This is a genomic window from Halalkalicoccus sp. CGA53, assembly GCF_036429475.1.
Taxonomy (GTDB): Archaea; Halobacteriota; Halobacteria; order Halobacteriales; family Halalkalicoccaceae; genus Natronorarus; species Natronorarus salvus.
The window spans coordinates 801,539-814,420 of sequence record NZ_CP144125.1; the positions used below are offsets into that span (position 1 = coordinate 801,539).

Genomic DNA, 12,882 nt, shown 5'->3' on the forward strand with positions numbered 1-12,882 from the left:
GAGGCGTCGACGACGACTCCCGTCCTGTCTTTCCGTCGGAGGGAGCGGACTCGTCTCCGATCCCGGACAGTATTAACCGCGCCGTAACGCGGGTCTCGAACCCCTCTGGCCGGCCGTGGGGGGTTCGGCGACCGTCGCCCTCGTATCGACTCTACCACGGCTCGTTCTTCAGCCCGAGCAGGTAGGCGATCCCGTTGGTCGTGAGGTGGAGCAGCGGCGTGATCACCAGTACGACGAGGATCACGGGGAGAGTGAACCAGGTGAGGAACCAGTCGAACGCGAGCAGTGCGGTGAGTGGCAGTGCCGTGACGACGAAGTCGAGCTGGTCGACGCCGGGGAACATCGCGCCGCGCTCGCGTCCGGTCCGGCGTTTGAGGAAGGAGGCGAGGATGTCGCCGAGCATCGCGCCGAAGGCCAGACCGACCGCCGCGAGGATCGGGAAGGTGGGGAGGTCGAAGCCGAGCGTTCCCGTCATCGTCGGCGCGAGCGCGTTCAGGACGAGCGCGAGGGCGACGCCAGCGAGCGTCCCCGCCGCCGTCCCCCGCCAGGTCTTCCCGTCGCCGAGGACGCGCTTTCCGTCCCAGGTCCGGCCCCCGTCGATCGGTGCACCCCCGCCGAGGAGGACGGCGGCGTTGTTGGGGACGTAGGCGGGCAGCATCAGCCAGAGCGCGAGGACGAGGAGTTCGAACATATCCCTCTCCGCGCGGGCCGATCGTATAAGGTCCGGGGTTCGGTCGTGAGGTATTATCACTTATCCTGACCGGGGTCGTAGACGCGACCATGATCCCGCCGATCGCGGACCGGTTCGTCGCCGGCGAGAGCCCGGCCACGGCGCTCGACCACGCCCGCCGGTGGAACCAGAAGGACGTGAACGTGATCCTCAACCTGCTCGGCGAGCACTACGACGACTCCGAGGACGCGGCGGCGGACACCGAGGAGTACCGGACGCTGCTCTCGGACATCGCTGCGGCCGGCCTCGACGCCTGCATCTCGGTGAAACCCTCGCAGATCGGCCTCGACCTCGGTACCGAGGTGTTCGAGGAGAACCTCGCGAGCATCGTCGAGGCCGCCGACGAGGAGGGGGAGTTCGTCTGGATCGACATGGAGGACCACACGACGACCGACGCGACGCTCGACGCGTTCGAGCGGTTCGTCACGGAGCGCGGCGGCGGGATGGGCGTCTGCCTCCAGGCGAACCTCCGTCGGACGAAGGGCGACGTCGAGCGCTTCGCCGACCTCCCGGGGAAGATCCGGCTCGTGAAGGGCGCCTACGAGGAGCCCGAGGAGATCGCCTACACCGAGAAGGAACGGATCAACACCGCGTACCGGGAGCTGCTCACGACGATGTTCGAGACGTACGACGACGGTATCGCGATCGGGAGCCACGACCCCGCGATGGTCGACCTGGGCCGCGACCTCCACGACCGGTGGGGGACCCCGTTCGAGGTGCAGATGCTGATGGGCGTCCGCGAGGACGCCCAGATCTCGCTCGCGCGCGAGTACGAGGTCTGGCAGTACACCCCCTACGGCTCGCGCTGGGCGTCGTACTTCTACAGGCGAGTGATGGAGCGAAAGGGCAACGCGCTGTTCGCGGCCAGGGCGATCGTCGGGCGATGAACAGAGCCAAAGCACTTAACCACCCCCGACATATCCCGCGCTGATGTCGACGTGGAAGCGGGACGCGGCGAGCGGACTCGTCGTCCTCGTCCCGATCATCGTGACGATCTGGGTGGTCTGGTGGCTCTTTCGGTTCATCGCGAACCTGCCGTTGATAGAGAACCAGATCACCAACCCCGGTCTCCGCGTCGCGCTCACGCTCGTGCTGTTCGCGCTGCTCGTCCTCGCGGTCGGCTACCTGATGCGGACGGCGCTGGGATCGATCGTCGAGGCGGCGATCGACGACGTGATGAACCAGGTCCCCGGTCTGCGCGTCGTCTACAACGCCTCGAAGATGGGGGTCGAGACGGCGCTCACCGGGACGACCGAACTCCAGGAGCCGGTGAAGGTCTTCACCTGGGACGGCATCCGTATGACCGCGTTCAAGACCGGCCGCGAGGCGCCCGACGGCCGGAAGCTGCTCTTTCTGCCCACCGCACCGAACATCACGAGCGGGTTCGTCATCGAGGTCGAAGCGGAGGACCTGATCGAGACCGACGAGACCGTCGAGGAGGCGCTCACGCGGATCCTCAGCGCGGGGTTCGGCGAGCGCGACAGGACCGAGAAGGGGATCCCGATCGACGTGATCGGCGACGACGGGTCGCGGAGCCCCGCGACCGGGGTGGTCGGCGATCGATCCCCGGCGGCCGACGGCGGCGACCGTCCGGACTGACGGAGATCGTCGACGGTGTCTCTCACTCCGATCGAGAACGGAACCGCCACGGTGAGGCTTCGGCCGGGGGCTCGGGGTGGCGACGACGATCCCGCTCACTCGCCGGTCGGATAGCTCGCGTCGAGCAGCGACGCCTCGCCCTCGGGGCTCACGCTCCCCGTACTGTAGCCCCCGAGGTCGAGCGTGACGTGGTCGAAGCCGATCGCCGTGAGGTGGTCTTCCGCCGCCGTCGCGAACGCGGGGTCGAGCGCTCGCTCCAACTCCTCTGGCGCGACCTCGATCCGAGCGAGGCCGTCGTGATCGCGGACGCGGAACTGCGAGAAGCCCCAGGAGCGAAGCAGGCTCTCCGCCCGCTCGACCCGGGTGAGCCGTTCTTCGGTCACCTCCAACCCCGTCGGGATGCGCGAGGAGAGACACGCCATCGAGGGTTTCTCGGCGACCGAGAGCCCGTAGTGGCGGGCGATCTCCCTCACGCCCTCCTTCTCGACACCGTGGGAGAGAAGCGGGGAGTAGGCGTCGAGTTCGTCGACCGCGCGGAGGCCGGGACGGTGTCCGGACGTGTCGGAGGCGTTCGTCCCGTCACAGACCACGTCGATACCCAGCTCGCGCGCCTTCTCGAACATCGCGCCCAGACGCATCGTTCGGCAGTGATAGCACCGCTCGCCGTCGTTGCGCCTGAACTCCTCGCTGTCGAGTTCGCTGAAGCTCACGACCTCGTGACGGATCCCGATCTCCTCGGCGACCCGATTCGCGTCCACGAGTTCTGCCTCCGGGAGCGTCTCCGACTTCGCGGTGCAGGCGACGGCCCGGTCGCCGAGCGCGTCGTGGGCGACCGCGGCGACCACCGACGAGTCCACCCCACCGGAGAAGGCGACGAGCACCCCCTCGCGCTCCGCGAGGTCCGTACGCATCGCCGACAGCGTCTCCTCGACCATACTCGGGCGTGTACGGGGACGGGCAAAAGCGCGTCGTCGTGCCGCGAAGCTTTTTTCGGTCGGGGTACACGGCACGGTCGATGGAGTTCGAGTCGATTCCGGGCGTGGGGGAGAAGACCGCCGCCTCGCTCGCGCGCCTCGACGGCGCGGAACGCGCGCTGGCCGAGGGCGACGTCGCCGCGCTCGCCGCCGCGCCCGGCATCTCGACCGGACAGGCAGCGCGGATCGCCCGCGGCGCGATCCGCGCCCGCCACGACGACGACTCACGGTTTCTCGCGACCGACCGGGCGAGAGAACTGCACCGCGACCTGCTCGCGCTCGTCCAGGAGCGCGCAGTCACCGACTACGCGAAACGCCGGTTGGAGACGTTCTACCCGAGCGCGTGCGAGGAGCGGATCGAGGAGGCTCGGGCGTTCACCGAGCGGGCGATAGAGCGCGAGCCCGACCCCGCGATCACGGACGCACTCGCCGAGGTCGAACCGCTCTCGACTCCCTCCGAGATTCGGATCAGAGAGCGCTGTCTCGCGACGACCGACGCAGAACGCTACGCCGCAGCGCGCGATGCGGTACCCGAACTCACAGTGGAGATCGTGGAGGACGCACGGGGGCTCGCCGAACTCGCCCGGGGCTACGCGACGGTGGTCGCCATCGACGAGGCCTTCTCGGGGGTGGACGTCCACGGCGACGTACGCGTCGAGCCGAACGCGCTCGACTCACCGGAGGAGATCGTCCCCGAACGAGTCCTCGACTTCTTCGCGAGCAATCGCGAGTCGATCCGGGCGGCCGCGCGGGTCCACCGGAACGCCGGGATCGAGCCCCCCTGCGACCTGGACGCGCTCTCCGGCGCGCTCTCTCGTCTCTCCGACGACGGAACGGTCGAGGGTGACGCGGAGCTCGACCGGCTGACGGCGGCGGTCTCGGACCTCGACGTGGCGGTGAGCACCGCCGAGAGCGTCGCGGACGACGCGCTGAGCGAGGCGATCCGCGAGCGGGACGTCACGATCGAGGGTGCGGACCTCCTCTCGCTGGTCGAGCGAGGCGCGGGGATCGACTCGCTGCTCTCGCGCGAACTCGCCGACGAGTACGCGAGGGCGGTCGAGCAGGCGAGAGCACAGCTCGTGGACGCGCTGTCTCTCGATCCGGGCGAGGCGGAGCTGGCACGGGCGGCGTTCTCGGACGAGCCGAGCTACCCCGTCGAGGCGGACGAGAGCGTGGTCGGCAAGCTGGAAGAGGAGCTGACGGCTGCACGCGACCGCCGGGCGATCACCGGAAAGCGAGAGCTCGCGGCGACGCTCTCGGGGTTCCGGGAGGAGGCGGCGACGCTCGTCGCGACGGCGCTCGACCTCGACGTTGAGCTCGCGGTCGCCCGCTTCGCCCGCGAGTTCGAGTGTACGATGCCGTCGTTCGACGGCGAGGGGATCGCGATCGAGGGGGGTCGATCGCCGCTACTCGTCGAACCGTGGGAGGAGATCGAACCGGTCGACTATGTCGTCTCGGGGGTGACGCTGCTCTCCGGGGTGAACTCCGGGGGCAAGACCTCGACGCTCGACCTGCTCGCGAGCGTGGCTATCCTCGCACACATGGGGTTCCCAGTGCCCGCCGAACGCGCCTCTCTGCGGCGGTTCGGGGCGTGTCACTACCACGCGAAGACGCAGGGGACGCTCGACGCGGGGGCGTTCGAGAGCACCCTCCGGGAGTTCGCCTCGCTCGCCGAGTCGCCGGAGGATGCGCTGGTGCTCGTCGACGAACTCGAGAGCATCACCGAACCCGGCGCGAGCGCGAAGATCATCGCCGGTATCCTCGAGGAGTTAGCGGAGGCGGAGACGACGGCGGTGTTCGTCTCGCACCTCGCAGGTGAGATCAGGGAGGCAGCGGCGTGTGCGGTCCCCGTCGACGGCATCGAGGCGGTCGGGCTGATCGACGGCGAACTCGTCGTCGAGCGCTCGCCGGTGCCAGACCACCTCGCACGGTCGACGCCGGAGTTGATCGTCGAGAAGCTCGCGGGCGAGCGCGACTCCCCGGTCTACGACCGGCTACTCGCGAAGTTCGACTGAAACGGCTATACGGTCCGGGGGGAACGAGGACGTATGGCGCTGGCGTACGAACTGCTCCACTACGTCCTCATCGTCGCGGTCGCGTGGGGCGTCTACATCCTCGTCGGCGAGTTCGCCCCGGGGCTCGCACAGTGGCAGGAGATGGTGATCATGCTGATGGTCGCGGTGTCGTACGTCTGGGCGGTCGTCACGCTCGGTCTCGCCCCGGCGTCGTGGTTCGGACGGAACCCCCCTCCCGAGGCGGAGTGAGCCGGTGGCCGGGCTCCGGCCGGTACACCGCACTATGGAGTGATTAAACACCCTCGAACGGCTAGAAACGGTGGGAAAGCGTCGAGAAGTTTATGAGTGTCACTCCCCTCCTCACGAGACATGATCGGTGTGGGCCGGGGTACGGGGGGACGGAGGGGGTCGTGACGGCCGACGTCCTGCTGGTCGAGGACGATCCGGGGATCGCACGGCTCGTCCGCGAGGCGTTCTCGGAGGTCGACGTCGACGCGACCGTGCGGGTGATCGACGACGGCACCGACGCCCTCTCCGCGCTCAGGTCTGGTCCACGCCCCGACCTCGTCCTGCTCGACCGCGACCTCCCCGGGACGACCGGGCCGGCGATCCTCGCCGCGCTCGACGCCGACTCCGCGATCCGTAGGCTCCCCATCATCGTCCTCACCGGCTCCGACGACGACCGCGACGTCGCCGAGGCGTACGACCGCGGTGCGAACGCCTACGTGACGAAACCCGAGGAGTTCGAGGGGTTCGTCGGACTGGTCTCCGCGCTCGACCGGTTCTGGCTCCGGTACGTCAGGATCCCGCCCGACCGCGAGCCCCCGAAGGGTTAAGTAGCCGCCGCAGCGTGGTGAAAGTGATGGCCCCGGACCCCGAGGAGGGGATGCTCTCGTGGGACGAGACGGTGTTTCGGAACGAACGCGTCTTCGAGATCGACTACCTCCCCGAGACGTTCGAACACCGCGAGAGCCAGACCCAGAGTCTCACGTACGCGATCCGACCGGCGGTCCGGGGCTCGCGGCCGCTCAACGCGCTCGTTCAGGGGCCGCCGGGGACCGGCAAGACGACGGCCGTGCTCAAGCTGTTCGACCAGCTCACCGCCGAGACCACGGTTCGAACCGTCCACGTCAACTGCCAGGTCGACTCGACGCGGTACGCCGTCTTCTCGCGGCTGTTCGAGGGGCTGTTCGAGTACGAACCGCCGACCAGCGGCGTCTCGTTCAAGAAGCTGTTCGGACAGATCGCCGACCGGCTCGTCGACGAAGACGAGGTCCTGGTGGTCGCGCTCGACGACGTGAACTACCTCTTCTACGAGAACGAGGCCAGCGACACGCTCTACTCGATCCTGCGCTCTCACGAGACCCATCCGGGGACCAGACTCGGCGTGATCGCCATCTCCTCCGATCCGAGCCTCGACGCGATCGACGAACTCGACCCGCGGGTACAGTCCGTCTTCCGGCCAGAGGAGGTCTACTTCCCGGTCTACGACGTCACGGAGATCGCCGACATCCTCCGCGAACGCACCCGCCGGGGCTTTCACGACGGCGTGATCGACGGCGAAACGCTCGACCGCGTCGCCGAACTCACCGCCGAGAGCGGCGACCTGCGTGTGGGTATCGACCTCCTCCGGCGGGCGGGGATGCAGGCGGAGATGCGCGCCTCGAAGACGGTCGACCTCGAGGACGTGGAGGCGGCCTACGAGCAGTCGAAGTACGTCCACCTCTCGCGCAGCCTCCGAGGGTTGACGGAGAGCGAACGCGCGCTCGTCTCGGTGATCGCCGACCACGACGGCGAGCGCGCCGGAACCGTCTACGAGGCGTTCGCCGACGAGACCGACCTCGGCTACACCCGCTACTCGGAGATCGTGAACAAGCTCGATCAGCTCGGGATCATCGAGACCGAGTACGCCCCGGTCGAGGGTCGCGGCCGCTCGCGTGCGCTCTCGCTGGCCTACGACCGCGAGGCGGTGCTCGACCGGCTGGAGTGACCGCGACCGGTGTCGAGAGGTGAGGTTTTTCCCCCGCAGCCGAGTCGTGTGGGTATGGACGAGTCCCAGCGGGAGGCGGCGAAACGGACGGCGGGCGAGCGGGCGGCCGAAGAGGTCTCCGATGGGGACGTCGTCGGCCTCGGGACCGGCTCGACCGCCGCTCACGCGATCGGTGCGCTGGGCGAGCGGGCCGTCTCCGGCCTGGATGTCGTCGGCGTCCCGACCTCGTACCAGTCGGCCGACCTGGCCCGCGAGGCGGGAATCCCGGTGAGAACGCTCGACGACGTGGGTGTGGACATCGCCATCGACGGAGCGGATCAGATCGCCGGAACGAACGCGATCAAGGGCGGTGGCGGCTCACACGCCCGGGAGAAGGTCGTCGACGCGAGCGCGGATCGCCTGCTCTACGTGATCGACCCGACGAAGAAGGCCGAGGTCCTCGACCGCCCCGTTCCGGTCGAGGTACTCCCGATGGCCCGCAGCCCGGTCGCGGAGGCCATCACGGACCTCGGCGGCGAGCCCGAACTCCGCTCCGCGACGGGGAAGAGCGGCCCGGTCGTGACCGACAACGGAAACCTGCTGCTCGACTGCGAGTTCGGGTCGATTCGCGAACCGGAGGGGCTCGCGGACTCGCTCGCTTCCATCCCCGGCGTGGTCGAACACGGGCTGTTCTGCGGGCTCGCCGACGCCGTCGTCGTCGGTGGCGAACCCGAGTCCGGGGAGGCGACGCTCAGATCCCTCTCCTGAGTCGCTGGCGCGAAAGAAATCGGTGGATCGAGCCCTTACAGGTCGCGGGGCTGGACCGTCTTCCGGTCGTTCTGCTCGGCCCGGTTCGCTGCCTTCTCGAGGAGCTCCGCGACCTCCTCGTCGAGGGCGTCGTAGAAGTCGGAGGCGACGTTCTTGTCATCGAGCGCTTCTTTCACGGCGGCTTTGACGATCAGATCTGCCATACGGGTTCCCTGTTGCTCACCCGACGTTAAATACTTTCCTGAATAGTGCGCTGAAAGCGACGAATAGGAGTGTCTCGGGCGCGATATCCGGGGTATGCGCGACGTGCTAAGAGCGCTCGACCGGGGCGAGCTGTCGATCGACGAGGCGGAAGCGCGGCTATCGGGCTACGCAACGGGCGAGGCGGGTAGATTCGACGCCGCGCGCGAGCAACGACGCGGCATCCCCGAGGCGATCCTCTGCCCCGGAAAGACGACCGAGGAGGTCGCCTCGCTCGCGACGCTCGCGCTCGAGACGACCGGACGGGCGCTGCTCACGCGGGCCGACGCCGACCTCCGGGACTCGGTCCGCGAGCGCTGTTCGGAGGACCACGGGGAGCTCGACGTTCGGACCGACGACCGGGCGGGTGCGATGGCACTCTCCACGCCGGAGTTCGCCACCCCCGAGATCGACGCAACCGTCGGCGTCGTCTCCGCGGGCACCGCCGACGCCGCCGTCGCGGGCGAGGCCGCGTTCGTCGCCCGGGCGGTGGGGCCCCGGATCGAACGGGTCGACGACGTCGGCGTCGCGAACCTGACGAGGGTGACCGACGAACTGGAGACCCTCAGGGCGTGTGACGTCCTCGTCGTCGCCGCGGGTCGGGAAGGGGCGCTTCCCACGGTGGTCGCCGGACTGATCTCCGCACCCGTGATCGGGCTCCCGGTCTCGACCGGCTACGGCTTCGGCGGCGAGGGCGAGGCCGCGCTCCTCGGGATGCTCCAGTCGTGTACCGTCCTCAGCGTCGTCAACGTGGACGCCGGGTTCGTCGCCGGCGCACAGGCGGGGCTGATCGCGCGGGCGGTCGGCGGTGGGCGGACTCCGATGGCCGACGAAAAGTGATTTTTAGACTATAAATTAAACTATACTTTTCGATTCGGGAACTCGAGTTAGCACACGAGGAAAATTAGACCGGGGTAGAAAGAGTATTGTTGCACTACACCGTATGCGAACCACCGACAGTCTACGGCTGTCGGAGACCGTGATGCCTACCTGTGACCACTGCGATGCGCACGTCTCCGAGCGGTTCGCACGGGTGTTCTCCGACCAGAGCGGTCGGATATTCGCGTGCCCGAACTGTTCGGCAAACGCGGGGATCGCCGAAGTGGCGAAGCTTCGTGCGCGCCAGGCGTAAGACCCCCACTGCACCGTCACGGAAGCACCACGTGAAGCCTCTCTCGGTGGAGTCCGAACGCGACCGCCAGGTTCTTCGACCGTGGCTCGAAACGACGCCCGTGAGCGCACACCACGTCTACGTCGTCGAGTGCGCCGACGGGAGCCTCTACACCGGCTACACGACGGACGTCGAGCGTCGGATCGGCGAGCACAACGCGGGCGAGGGTGCGAAGTACACCCGTCCCCGGCGGCCGGTCACGCTCAGGTACACCGAGTCGTTCGCCTCGCGGTCGGCGGCGATGAGTCGCGAGCACGCGATCAAAGGGCTCTCGCGGGCGGAGAAGGAGCGGCTCGTCGAGGGGTATCGGGACCGGTAACCGTAATCGTGCGCCTTCGCCGCTCCGATCGGATCCCCGTTCGACCCCTCACCAGGGATGGGCTGATCTATCGACGACCGAGTCGCGTTCGATTCACGCCCCCTATCCTCCGACTTACCCGCTCGGTACAGGTGATACCTCGAAATAGAGTCACGGAGCGATGTTCGTTTCAGGACGAGAGATCCGCGCGGCGAAGGAGCTGTGCGTTGATCGCGACGACAACCGTACTCACGGACATGAGAACGGCACCGACCGCTGGTGAGAGCAGAACGCCGATCGGTGCCAGGATTCCCGCTGCAAGCGGCAGTGCGAACACGTTGTAGCCGGCTGCCCAGACGAGGTTCTCCTGCATCTTTCGGTAGCTCTTCCGGCTCAGGCGGACGAGATGTGCCACGTCCCGTGGATCGTTCTCGACGAGAACGACGTCCGCCGATTCGACTGCGACGTCGGTCCCCGAGCCGATTGCGATTCCGACGTCGGCTCGCGTCAGCGCTGGTGCGTCGTTCACTCCGTCGCCCACCATCGCCACGAGCTTCCCCTGCTTCTGGAGTTCGACGATCTTCTCGTCCTTGTCGTCCGGAAGGACCTCGGCGAAGTAGGTGTCGATACCGAGTTCCTCCGAGACGGCACGGGCGACGTCCTCGGAGTCCCCGGTCAACATCGCGACTTCGACGTCCATCCCGTGGAGCGCTTCGATCGCTTCGTGACTCTCGTCACGGACCACGTCCGCAAGCGCAACTGCACCCACTGCCGCTCCGCTTCGAAGGAGGTAGACGACGCCCTGGCCACGGGAACCAGCCTCGTCGGCGAACGTGGTGAGATCGTCATCCAGTTCGACGTCGAGGTAGCGGAGGAGGTTCGGGCCACCAACGTGGATCGTCTCACCGTTCTGGACGCTCTCGCCGTCTCCGCCGGGAGGTACAGCGGCTTCCAGTTCGACAGTCGCACGGACGCCTCGCCCTTCGATCGCCTCGAACTCCCGTACGCCAGGCACGGTCAGCCCCCGATCACGAGCCGCTTCGCGTATCGCCTCCGCGATCATGTGTTCGGAGTCACCCTCGACAGCAGCCATCAGCGCCAGCAGTTCGTCTTCGTCCCAGTCATCGATCGTAGCGATATCGACGACACCCTGTTCGCCTCTCGTGAGGGTTCCCGTCTTATCGAAGACGATGGTGTCCAGGTTGCGAGCTTCTTCCATCGCGATTCGATCGCGGATGAGCATACCGTTGTTCGCCGCCATCGAGGTGTTGATCGCGACCACCAGCGGGACGGCGAGGCCGAGCGCGTGTGGACAGGCGATCACCAGTACGGTTACGACTCGTTCGATGACCGGCAGCCCGAACCCGACGGCGACCGTCCAGGCCACTGCGGTAACGGCTGCCACCGCTATCGCCGCGTAAAACAACCATCCCGCCGCCCGGTCCGCGAGCACCTGGGTCCGGGACTTACTCCGCTGTGCTTCTTCGACCAGCCGCACGATCCCCGACAGGGTCGTTTCTTCTCCGGTCGCAGTGACGCGGACCCGAAGGCTTCCGTCGCGGTTGGTCGTCCCTCCGATCACTTCGTCTCCGGGCGCTTTCTTGATCGGCCGTGATTCCCCGGTTATCATCGCCTCGGTGACGTTCGACTCTCCCTGCTCGACGACACCGTCGGCGGGGACGTTTGCGCCCGGGCGAACGAGCACGAGGTCGTCTTCCGCCAGATTTTCGACACGGACCGTCTCCGTGTCGCCGTCTTCCGTAACGCGCTCGGCCGTATCGGGCATCAGCTCGGCCAGTTCGTCGAGAGCACCCGACGCCCGTCGAACGCTTCGCATCTCGATCCAGTGGCCGAGAAGGAAGATGACGACCAGTGTCACCAGTTCCCAGAAGAACGGTTCCCCGATCTCCAACGTGACCGCCGCGACGCTGTAGACGAAGGCGACCGTGATGGCGAGTGAGATCAATAGCATCATCCCGGGCTCGCGGTTCCGTGCCTCGATCGCACCCATTCGGAGGAACGGGATTCCCCCGTAGACGAAGACGACCGTTCCGAAAACCGGTCCGACGAACTCGCTTCCAGGGAACGGTATCGCGCTGTATCCGAACCACTCCTGGAGCATCGCGCTGTAGTAGAGAACCGGGAACGAGAGGAATAAACAGACGAAAAAACGCCGTTTGAACATCTCCTCGTGGTCGGAGTGATCGACATGTACCCCGTGGTCGTGACCGCCGTCCCCGTTCCCTCCGTCTCCGTGGTCGTGGCCTTCGTGGCCGTGACCGGAACGGTCGTGTGCGTGGTTCTCGTCCTCTCCCTCCCGATGTTCGTCTCGATCCGACGTTCCTGGAGACGGGTCGGCCCTCTCGGTGGTCAGTCCACAGACCCGACAGCAGGGGCAGTTGTGGTCGGTCGGCTTTCTCTCGTGAGAGGTACGCGAGCGACTGGTTTCGGAACGAGCGTGGTGATCGGGTGCGGAGTCAGCCGGCACACCTCACCTCCCTTCTCGGAGTCGCTCTTCTCGCTCCTCGAACTCCTCGCTCGAGAGGTCTCCCCGTGCATACGCAACTCGAAGCTCTTCGATGGCCCGGTCGGATCGTTCGGACGTAGAGAGTACCGAGTAGATCAAGTATCCCAATCCGAGCAGCAAGAGCAACGGGAACAACCACATCAGGGTCACCATCCACGTCCCACCTGTAGCACCCCCGCTACCCCACATGTGCCCCCACCCGCCCGTCCCCATCATCGGTGCGAACAGTAACATCATCAGTACGGGTGTCAGCACCACCACGAGAAGGACGAGCAATACCACGCGGAGGACCGAATCGGCTGTAGCCATCTATGTCGCCCCCAGTTTCGGCGTCGGGGTCTTCTCTCCGACGTCCTGATGGAATCTCACGGTTTCAAATACCGATCCGCCGCTTCTCTCGTGATCCGAATCCCAACCCCTCATAGGAAGGGTACGACGTCCTCCCTTTTCACGGTTCTTCTTACTATATCTGGCTCTATCGGGGCTCAAACCTTCGATAATTAACCGCCGATCGATCGAGCCCGAAGATCCGCGGTCCTCGACGAAGACGAGCGTGGGAACGTTCTTCGAAAGCGTTCCACCGTATGGAGA

Annotated in this window: 15 protein-coding genes; 10 read left to right on the forward strand and 5 right to left on the reverse strand. The window is 66.9% G+C overall.

Features of this window, described 5'->3' with window-relative positions; all coding sequences use genetic code 11:
- Positions 1–151: 151 nt before the first annotated feature.
- Positions 152–691 (reverse strand): CDP-2,3-bis-(O-geranylgeranyl)-sn-glycerol synthase, encoded by a 540-nt coding sequence (locus tag V2L32_RS05375; RefSeq protein ID WP_331235448.1) that lies wholly within the window; start codon positions 689–691, stop codon positions 152–154.
- Positions 692–780: 89 nt separating this feature from the next.
- Here V2L32_RS05375 and V2L32_RS05380 point away from each other — a divergent pair, with 89 nt between their 5' ends.
- Together V2L32_RS05380 and V2L32_RS05385 are read left to right on the forward strand one after the other, a co-directional pair.
- The gene (locus V2L32_RS05380; protein WP_331235449.1) at positions 781–1,617 is read left to right on the forward strand and encodes a proline dehydrogenase family protein; all 837 of its coding nucleotides are present in this window, start codon (positions 781–783) and stop codon (positions 1,615–1,617) included.
- A gap of 43 nt (positions 1,618–1,660) precedes the next feature.
- Complete coding sequence (locus V2L32_RS05385; RefSeq protein ID WP_331235450.1) at positions 1,661–2,329, forward strand: DUF502 domain-containing protein; 669 nt, start codon at positions 1,661–1,663, stop codon at positions 2,327–2,329.
- Between the two features lie 95 nt (positions 2,330–2,424).
- Here V2L32_RS05385 and larE read toward each other — a convergent pair whose 3' ends face one another.
- On the reverse strand, positions 2,425–3,264 hold the full coding sequence (gene larE / locus V2L32_RS05390; RefSeq protein ID WP_331235451.1) for an ATP-dependent sacrificial sulfur transferase LarE: 840 nt from the start codon (positions 3,262–3,264) through the stop codon (positions 2,425–2,427).
- Positions 3,265–3,344: 80 nt separating this feature from the next.
- Between larE and V2L32_RS05395 the strand changes: the two genes are divergently transcribed.
- The 5 genes from V2L32_RS05395 to rpiA all read left to right on the forward strand — a co-directional run bounded on the left by V2L32_RS05395 (position 3,345) and on the right by rpiA (position 8,055).
- The gene (locus V2L32_RS05395) at positions 3,345–5,318 is read left to right on the forward strand and encodes a MutS-related protein (protein ID WP_331235452.1); all 1,974 of its coding nucleotides are present in this window, start codon (positions 3,345–3,347) and stop codon (positions 5,316–5,318) included.
- A gap of 33 nt (positions 5,319–5,351) precedes the next feature.
- Entirely contained in the window at positions 5,352–5,567 is a 216-nt protein-coding gene (locus V2L32_RS05400) for a hypothetical protein (RefSeq protein WP_331235453.1), read from the forward strand.
- Positions 5,568–5,659: 92 nt separating this feature from the next.
- Positions 5,660–6,154, forward strand: a complete 495-nt coding sequence (locus V2L32_RS05405) for a response regulator (protein WP_331235454.1) — start codon at positions 5,660–5,662, stop codon at positions 6,152–6,154.
- A gap of 26 nt (positions 6,155–6,180) precedes the next feature.
- Positions 6,181–7,308, forward strand: a complete 1,128-nt coding sequence (locus V2L32_RS05410; RefSeq protein WP_331235455.1) for an ORC1-type DNA replication protein — start codon at positions 6,181–6,183, stop codon at positions 7,306–7,308.
- Between the two features lie 54 nt (positions 7,309–7,362).
- Complete coding sequence (gene rpiA / locus V2L32_RS05415) at positions 7,363–8,055, forward strand: ribose-5-phosphate isomerase RpiA (protein WP_331235456.1); 693 nt, start codon at positions 7,363–7,365, stop codon at positions 8,053–8,055.
- Between the two features lie 35 nt (positions 8,056–8,090).
- Here the strand turns inward: rpiA and V2L32_RS05420 are convergent, their stop codons facing one another.
- Entirely contained in the window at positions 8,091–8,258 is a 168-nt protein-coding gene (locus V2L32_RS05420) for a DUF1931 family protein (protein WP_331235457.1), read from the reverse strand.
- Between the two features lie 94 nt (positions 8,259–8,352).
- On the opposite strand from V2L32_RS05420, the gene larB reads away from it, so the two are divergent.
- From larB to V2L32_RS05430, 3 genes are all read left to right on the forward strand, one after another.
- Positions 8,353–9,135 carry a nickel pincer cofactor biosynthesis protein LarB gene (gene larB / locus V2L32_RS05425; RefSeq protein WP_331235458.1) on the forward strand — a complete coding sequence of 261 codons (783 nt, stop codon included), beginning with the start codon at positions 8,353–8,355 and terminating at the stop codon, positions 9,133–9,135.
- A 142-nt stretch (positions 9,136–9,277) separates the two neighbouring features.
- The gene (locus V2L32_RS21235; RefSeq protein WP_457852209.1) at positions 9,278–9,427 is read left to right on the forward strand and encodes a DUF7563 family protein; all 150 of its coding nucleotides are present in this window, start codon (positions 9,278–9,280) and stop codon (positions 9,425–9,427) included.
- 100 nt (positions 9,428–9,527) lie between these two features.
- A complete protein-coding gene (locus V2L32_RS05430) occupies positions 9,528–9,785 on the forward strand; it encodes a GIY-YIG nuclease family protein (protein WP_331235459.1) in 258 nt (85 codons plus the stop codon).
- A gap of 169 nt (positions 9,786–9,954) precedes the next feature.
- On the opposite strand, the gene V2L32_RS05435 is transcribed toward V2L32_RS05430, so the two are convergent.
- Entirely contained in the window at positions 9,955–12,252 is a 2,298-nt protein-coding gene (locus V2L32_RS05435) for a heavy metal translocating P-type ATPase (RefSeq protein WP_409348406.1), read from the reverse strand.
- A 3-nt stretch (positions 12,253–12,255) separates the two neighbouring features.
- Positions 12,256–12,600 (reverse strand): SHOCT domain-containing protein, encoded by a 345-nt coding sequence (locus tag V2L32_RS05440; RefSeq protein ID WP_331235460.1) that lies wholly within the window; start codon positions 12,598–12,600, stop codon positions 12,256–12,258.
- Positions 12,601–12,882 lie beyond the last annotated feature (282 nt).

What these genes read in the sequence shown, in the direction of transcription:
- V2L32_RS05375 (WP_331235448.1), bottom strand. Translation starts at nt 691, where the DNA reads ATGTTCGAACTCCTCGTCCTCGCGCTCTGGCTGATGCTGCCCGCCTAC.
- V2L32_RS05380 (WP_331235449.1), top strand. Translation starts at nt 781, where the DNA reads ATGATCCCGCCGATCGCGGACCGGTTCGTCGCCGGCGAGAGCCCGGCC.
- V2L32_RS05385 (WP_331235450.1), top strand. Translation starts at nt 1,661, where the DNA reads ATGTCGACGTGGAAGCGGGACGCGGCGAGCGGACTCGTCGTCCTCGTC.
- larE (WP_331235451.1), bottom strand. Translation starts at nt 3,264, where the DNA reads ATGGTCGAGGAGACGCTGTCGGCGATGCGTACGGACCTCGCGGAGCGC.
- V2L32_RS05395 (WP_331235452.1), top strand. Translation starts at nt 3,345, where the DNA reads ATGGAGTTCGAGTCGATTCCGGGCGTGGGGGAGAAGACCGCCGCCTCG.
- V2L32_RS05400 (WP_331235453.1), top strand. Translation starts at nt 5,352, where the DNA reads ATGGCGCTGGCGTACGAACTGCTCCACTACGTCCTCATCGTCGCGGTC.
- V2L32_RS05405 (WP_331235454.1), top strand. Translation starts at nt 5,660, where the DNA reads ATGAGTGTCACTCCCCTCCTCACGAGACATGATCGGTGTGGGCCGGGG.
- V2L32_RS05410 (WP_331235455.1), top strand. Translation starts at nt 6,181, where the DNA reads ATGGCCCCGGACCCCGAGGAGGGGATGCTCTCGTGGGACGAGACGGTG.
- rpiA (WP_331235456.1), top strand. Translation starts at nt 7,363, where the DNA reads ATGGACGAGTCCCAGCGGGAGGCGGCGAAACGGACGGCGGGCGAGCGG.
- V2L32_RS05420 (WP_331235457.1), bottom strand. Translation starts at nt 8,258, where the DNA reads ATGGCAGATCTGATCGTCAAAGCCGCCGTGAAAGAAGCGCTCGATGAC.
- larB (WP_331235458.1), top strand. Translation starts at nt 8,353, where the DNA reads ATGCGCGACGTGCTAAGAGCGCTCGACCGGGGCGAGCTGTCGATCGAC.
- V2L32_RS21235 (WP_457852209.1), top strand. Translation starts at nt 9,278, where the DNA reads ATGCCTACCTGTGACCACTGCGATGCGCACGTCTCCGAGCGGTTCGCA.
- V2L32_RS05440 (WP_331235460.1), bottom strand. Translation starts at nt 12,600, where the DNA reads ATGGCTACAGCCGATTCGGTCCTCCGCGTGGTATTGCTCGTCCTTCTC.